Annotated in this window: 5 protein-coding genes; 2 read left to right on the top strand and 3 right to left on the bottom strand. The window is 73.3% G+C overall.

All coding sequences use genetic code 11. The annotated features are described in order from the left end of the window. Positions 1-60 precede the first annotated feature (60 nt). The gene (locus tag ABZY57_RS23790; RefSeq protein ID WP_356515038.1) at positions 61-498 is read right to left on the bottom strand and encodes an SRPBCC family protein; all 438 of its coding nucleotides are present in this window, start codon (positions 496-498) and stop codon (positions 61-63) included. 155 nt (positions 499-653) lie between these two features. Here ABZY57_RS23790 and ABZY57_RS23785 point away from each other — a divergent pair, with 155 nt between their 5' ends. Beyond that, the gene (locus ABZY57_RS23785; RefSeq protein WP_243341733.1) at positions 654-839 is read left to right on the top strand and encodes a DUF5999 family protein; all 186 of its coding nucleotides are present in this window, start codon (positions 654-656) and stop codon (positions 837-839) included. A gap of 174 nt (positions 840-1,013) precedes the next feature. Here the strand turns inward: ABZY57_RS23785 and ABZY57_RS23780 are convergent, their stop codons facing one another. Continuing rightward, positions 1,014-3,035: an NB-ARC domain-containing protein gene (locus ABZY57_RS23780; RefSeq protein ID WP_356515035.1), complete on the bottom strand. Its 2,022-nt coding sequence runs from the start codon at positions 3,033-3,035 to the stop codon at positions 1,014-1,016. A gap of 178 nt (positions 3,036-3,213) precedes the next feature. Further along, positions 3,214-4,260, bottom strand: a complete 1,047-nt coding sequence (locus ABZY57_RS23775) for a fibronectin type III domain-containing protein (RefSeq protein ID WP_356515033.1) — start codon at positions 4,258-4,260, stop codon at positions 3,214-3,216. A gap of 131 nt (positions 4,261-4,391) precedes the next feature. Here ABZY57_RS23775 and ABZY57_RS23770 point away from each other — a divergent pair, with 131 nt between their 5' ends. After that, positions 4,392-6,020: an ABC transporter substrate-binding protein gene (locus ABZY57_RS23770; protein ID WP_356515031.1), complete on the top strand. Its 1,629-nt coding sequence runs from the start codon at positions 4,392-4,394 to the stop codon at positions 6,018-6,020. The last annotated feature ends 30 nt before the right edge of the window (positions 6,021-6,050 follow it).

Below are 6,050 nucleotides of genomic sequence, written 5' to 3'. Positions count from 1 at the left end.
GCCGCGCGGCGGCCCCGGGCCCCTTCCTGCGTCGGGGCCTGCCCGGCGGCGCGGAGCCGTTCAGGGGCGCAGGAGGGCCTCCAGGGCGCGGGTGAACAGGAGCCGGGCGGCCGCCGTCACCAGGGGGTCGAAGGGGCGGCCCAGGCCGCGCACGCGCAGTTCCTCGCGCCATTCGGCCTCGCATCCGCCCGCAGGCGAGGGGCGGAGTTCGATCTCCGCTTCGCCCCGCACCACCCGGCCGTGTTTGACGAGCCGGACCAGTCCGGCGGAGGCGCCCCGCGGGGGCTGCCAGAGGGTGACTTCCATCGGGTCGTCGAAGGTGATGCTCCCCACGCCCGTACGCATGGTGAAACGGGTTCCGGTGTGCGTGGGAGGCGGCGTTTCGATGATCGCCCGGGTGAGCGGGACGGCGGCGGCGTGGAGTTCCCAGTCCGTCAGCCTCCTCCACGCCTCCCCGGTGTCGAGAAGTGTGCGGCGAATGATCCGGATAGCGGGCATGAGCGCATCGTAAGCGGGCATACACACCCTGAACTGGGCGGCGAATATGGGTTCCGTCCGGGGGTGGCGATCAGTAATACTCACCGCCACCGTGGATCGCGGATTCGACCGGGTGACCACCGGCCTTCCCGCCCCACTCTGCGAGGAGGTGCGCCATGTGCTCCCACCAGCCCCCCTGCCCGACCGCCGACAGCGTCGACCACGACGCCGCACGCACCGTGGCCTTCCACCCCGAACAGGGTTGGAACCTGCTGTGCAACGGCGCCGTCGTCTTCGATGACACAGGTGAACTGCTCCCCGACGGCCGCACGGTGGAACCCCGCCGCCCGGCCCTGGTCTGAGCGAGGAGGCAGCATGCGCCAGCAGCTGATCCGAAAGCCCGTCCCGAAGCCCGCACCCCGAGACCTGGACCTGCGTACACCGTCGGGCAGACCCCTCCCGTACTGACGGGAGCCCCGGAGTTACGCCACGGCGCCATCGGCTGCGTCCACTGACCCGGGCCCACGGGCCGGGCGTCAGCCGGTGGACGCCGCCGCGCCGCCCAGGAAGGCGCTCTCGTACGCCTCGTCGCCGATCGCGGCCCTGGCCTGCCGTTCGCCCTCGTCGCGCACGGCCGTCAGCGAGGGGGAGCCCATCTGCGGCCGGCCCACCGTGCGCCACCAGGCGTGCCCCGTGCCCAGCAGCCGGGCCGCCAGCTCGCCGTCTCCCATGGCCGCCACCGCCGCCGCCAGCAGGTCGAGACCGAGCGCGATCCCGAAGCGATCGCCCAGCAGCCGCTTGCCCGACAGCATCGCCCGCGCGTGCCGGGCCGCCTCCCCGTGGTGGCCGAGCCCGAACGCCGCCACGGCCAGGATGTAGTCCGCGTACGCCCGCAGCCAGCGCTCGCCCAGCTCCGCGCAGGCCTCGCGCAGGCCCCGCGCCTCCTCCTCGGCCTCCTCGAAGCGCCCGAGGTCGCACAGGGCGTAGCCGGTGGCCAGCCGGCACAGCAGCCAGCCCACGCCGGTGGGTCTTCCGCCGTGGCCCCCGCGCGCCCGGGGTCCGGCGAGCGCCAGGGCCCGTAGGGGATCGCCCGGCATCAGCACCGACACCGCGTGCAGGTACGCGGCGCGCAGCTCCGGCTCCGGGTCGGCGAGGGTGGCCGCCGCGCCGGTGCACGCCTTGCCGAGCTCCTCGGCCGTGGCCAGGTCGCCCTGGAGCAGGGTGGTGAGCCCCAGGGCCCACAGCGCCTGGACGTACGCGGCTCCCGAGCGCGGGCCCCGGCTCAGGGCCCGCTCCAGGAAGGACCGGCCCTCGTTGACGTGGCCGCAGGAGAACCAGAAGAACCAGAGCGCGCCGGCCGTCTCCAGGGCCGCCGTGGGATCCGAGCGGAGCAGGTGCTCCAGGGCGGTACGGAGCTGCGCGTGCTCGGCGGTCATCCTGCGGTACCAGTCCACCTGGCCCGGGCCCATCCAGCCAGGGTCGGCGGCCTTCGAGAGCGCCGCGTACCAGTGGGCGTGCCGGTCGGCGACGACGCGTTCCTCGCCGAGTTCCGCCAGCCAGTCCTGGCCGTACTCGCGGATGGTGTCCAGGAGCCGGTAGCGGGCGCCCGCGCCCCGTTCCCGGCTGCACCGGACCACCGACTTCGCCACGAGGCCCGCCAGTACCCGCTCCACCCGCGCGGCGGCCAGCGGGCCGCCCGAGCACACCGCGCGGGCCGCGGCGACGTCGAAGTCCCCGGTGAACACCGAGAGCCGGGCCCACAGCAGCCGCTCGACCGGCTCGCACAGCTCGTGGCTCCAGCCGATCGCGGTGCGCATCGTCTGGTGGCGGGGGAGCCGGGAGGCGGCGGTGTCGGAGAGCAGGTCGAAGCGGCCTTCGAGGCGCTGCGCCATCTGTTCCAGGGTCCACAGCCGCATCCGGGCGCCGGCCAGTTCGAGGGCGAGGGGGATCCCGTCCAGGCGGCGGCAGACGTCCGCGGCGAGGGCCGCCCGGTCCGGGTCGGCGAAGGCGGCCGACGCGTGCGGGGTGGCGGCGACCGCGCGGGCCCGGAACAGGGCGAGGGCGTCGCTGTCGGGTCCGTCGCTGGGCAGCGGGCTGACCTCGACCAGCTCCTCCCCGGGGCTGCGGAGCGGCTCCCGGGTGGTGATGAGCACCGTCAGGCCCGGTGCGGACTGCAGGAGTTCGCCCACCAGGTGCCGGCAGGCGGCCACCAGGTGTTCGCAGGTGTCCAGGACGAGCAGCATTTCCTTGTCGGCCATCCACGCGCACAGTTCCTCGTCCAGGGGGCGCGGGGACTGGTGGGCGAGGCCGAGGGAGTGCGCGACGGTGGCGGTGAGCAGGTCGGCGTCGCGCAGCGGGGAGAGCTCCACCCACCACACCCCGTCGGGCCTGCGCTGGCGGGGGTCGGCGGCGGCCCGCAGGGCCAGCCTGGACTTGCCCACGCCGCCGACGCCCGTGAGCGTGACGAGCCGGCGCTCGCGCAGCAGGTCGGACAGGAGGCCGAGTTCACGCTCACGGCCCACGAAGCTCGCCGTTTCCGGCGGCAGGTTTCCCGGCACGGCGCCAGAGTCTGGCCCAGGTTCGCCGTCCGTGGAATCTGCCTGATTGTTGTTGACCGAGTACTCACCGAACACGTGAGTATTCTGCGCGATCTTCTTTCTCCGCAGTACCGTTCGGCCCAGATCGGACGAACGGGTTGTCAGGAACCGCTCCGACAAGCGGGGTTCGGGAGTCGGTTCAGGACGCCAGGACGATCCGCCGCTCTGCGCAGAAGACGCCCCAGGTGCCGTCGGGCAGGCGCGCCCGGAGCTTCACCGTCCATGCGGTTCCGGGCGGTTCGGCGACCGTGAGGCGGTGCTCCGCCCGGCCGGCCGGGACGGCGCCCTCGCCGAACTGGATGACCGTGGTGGGGCGGCCGTTGACGTAGAGCTCGTACTCGGTGGTCTCCCGGCCGGTCGCCGGGGGGGTCCAGGCGAGGGTGACCGCGCCCGGCGAGGCGACCGCCGTGAAATCGGCCGGAGCGGTGCCGGTCCGCTGTCCGGGCCCGGGCGGGGTGGTCACGTCCGCGGCGGGACCGGCGGGGGAGGAGTTGTCGGCGCCGTCGCGGGCCCGGACGGTGAAGGTGTACACGCTGTCGGGCCGGAGGTCCTCCAGGACCGTCGTGGTGGTGCCGGGGCCGACCGTGTGGATCCGGGCGTCGCCCTGGTAGACGTCGTACGCGGTGACGCCCGTGTCATCGGTGGCCGCGGCCCAGGTCAGCCGGGCGGAAGTGGGTCCGAGGGCCGTGCCGTCCGTACGGGGCGGGGCGGTCGGGGCCAGCCGGTCCTCGGCCGTGGCCGCGGGGGTGGTGGCCGAGGCGGCCGCGCCGGCCGGGGAGGTGTTCCCGGCGGCGTCCCGGGCCCGGACCGTGAACGCGTAGGCGGTCCGCGGGGTGAGGCCGGTGATGTCCGTCATCGTCTTGTCGGCGGGCAGTTCACGGACCAGCCGGTCCGCCTGGTAGACGAGGAAGGAGGTCACCCCGTCGGCGGGCGCGGGCGACTGCCACATGACGTGGACCGAAGTGGCGCTGCCGGCTTGGGCGGTGAGCCCGGCCGGCGTCGCCGGGGGTGTGGTGTCCGACGGGCCGCACGCCGTCAGCGCGGCGGCCGCGAGGGCGAGGGCGAGGGCGGGCGTCGTACCCCGCACGGACGGCCGCCGGGGGCGGCGCGGGGGGTTCGGCGCGGTGCTGGGTGCGAGGTCGTGCACGGCGGGCGCCCTCTTCTTCCCTCGGAAAGGTCTAGACATATATGTCACGCTCCGCGGCGGCCGGGCAAGACCCCTGCGCGGCCCTTCCCGCGCATCCGGCCCGGTTCGGCTCCCCCGTTCCCGTCTGGCATTATTGCGACCTCTTTGCAATAACGAAGGAAGTGCACCAGATGAAGGCCCGGACCGTACGGGGAATGGCCGGGGCGACCGCGGCCGCGGTGATCGTCACGGGCGCGGCGGCCTGTTCGAACCCCGGGGGAGGTGCCGCGGCGGGTGCCGGGGCGGCCGACTCCGCCGTGGTCGGCATAGCCACCGAGCCGGAGACCCTCAGCCCGCTGCTGGGCTACGGCAAGGACGGCAACTCGAAGATCTTCGACGGGCTGCTGGCGCACGACACCGGCATGAAGCTGAAGCCCGCGCTCGCCGAGGCCCTCCCGGAAGTCTCCGCGGACGGCCTCACCTACACCTATGCGCTCCGCCGGGGCGTGCGGTTCAGCGACGGACAACCCTTCGGAGCCAAGGACGTCGTCTTCACCTACCGCACGATCCTCGACGCGAAGACGAACAACGCGTCCAAGTCCGAGCTCGACGCGATCGCGGACGTCACGGCGCGCGGCGAGGACTCCGTCGTCTTCACCCTGAAGTACCCCTACGCCCCCTTCGCCGAGCGGACCGTCCTGCCCATCGCCCCCGAGCACATCGCCGGCGGACAGGACGTCAACAGCGGCGAGTTCACCACCAAGCCCGTCGGCACCGGACCGTACGTCCTCACCGCCTGGTCCAAGGGCGAAAAGCTGAGCTTCAAGGCCAACCCGACCTACTGGGGCGGCGAGCCCGCGGTGAAGAAGTTCACCATGGCGGTCATCAAGGACGACGACGTACGCGCCACCCGGCTGCGCTCCGGCGAACTCGACGGGGCCGTCCTGCCGCCGAACCTGGCCAAGGGGTTCGCGGCCGGCAAGGCGCTCCCGGGGGCACCTCCCGGCGGTAGCCGGGGGATGTACGCGGCCAAGACCTACGACTACCGCCAGGTCACCCTGCCGACGGACCACCCGGTCACCGGCGACACGGCCGTCCGCCAGGCCCTGGACATCGCGGTGGACCGGGACACGATGGTGGACAAGCTCCTGGACGGCGCGGGCAAGGCCGCCTACGGTCCCGTCCCGACCGGCAGCCCCTGGTTCACGGCCGGTACGGAACGCCCGCACGACCTCGGCAAGGCCGAGAGGATCCTCGACGACGCCGGCTGGATCTCCGGCGCCGACGGCATCCGCGCCAAGAACGGGGTCCGCGCCGCCTTCCCGCTCTGGTACCCCTCCGGCGACAAGCTCCGCCAGGAACACGCCCTCGCCTTCGCCTCCGACGCCAAGAAGGCCGGCATCCAGGTCACCACCGAGTCCGGCAGCTGGGAGGTCATCGAGCCCCGGATGAAGACGGACGCCGTCCTCGCCGGCGGCGGCTCCCCGGCCGACCCGGACTTCGACCAGTACCTGACACTGAACTCCGCCCTCGCGGGCGACGGCTTCAACAACATGGCCCGGTACGACAACCCGACCGTCGACAAGGCACTGCTCGACGGCCGCCGGAGCGCGGACCCGGCCGTGCGCAAGGCCGCGTACGACACGGTCCAGCGCGAACTGGTCAAGAACCCGGGCTACGTCTACCTCACCCACATCGACCACCTCTACGTCGTGGCCGACAAGTGGGACGGGCTCACCACCCAGGTCGAGCCGCACGACCACGGCCTCGGAACCGGTCCGTGGTGGAACGTCGAGAGCTGGAAGCCGAAGCAGAAGTGAGCCGTCTCCACCGTCTCCACCGTCCCCACC

Origin of the sequence: Streptomyces sp. NPDC006450 (assembly GCF_040612195.1) — a bacterium.
Classification (GTDB): domain Bacteria; phylum Actinomycetota; class Actinomycetes; order Streptomycetales; family Streptomycetaceae; genus Streptomyces.
The sequence above is the reverse complement of the archived record's forward strand: the minus strand, read 5'-3'. Positions and strand labels throughout refer to the sequence as shown.

Coding starts and splice junctions, on each gene's coding strand:
- ABZY57_RS23770 (WP_356515031.1), top strand. CDS start 4,392: ATGAAGGCCCGGACCGTACGGGGAATGGCCGGGGCGACCGCGGCCGCG.
- ABZY57_RS23790 (WP_356515038.1), bottom strand. CDS start 498: ATGCCCGCTATCCGGATCATTCGCCGCACACTTCTCGACACCGGGGAG.
- ABZY57_RS23785 (WP_243341733.1), top strand. CDS start 654: ATGTGCTCCCACCAGCCCCCCTGCCCGACCGCCGACAGCGTCGACCAC.
- ABZY57_RS23775 (WP_356515033.1), bottom strand. CDS start 4,260: ATGTCTAGACCTTTCCGAGGGAAGAAGAGGGCGCCCGCCGTGCACGAC.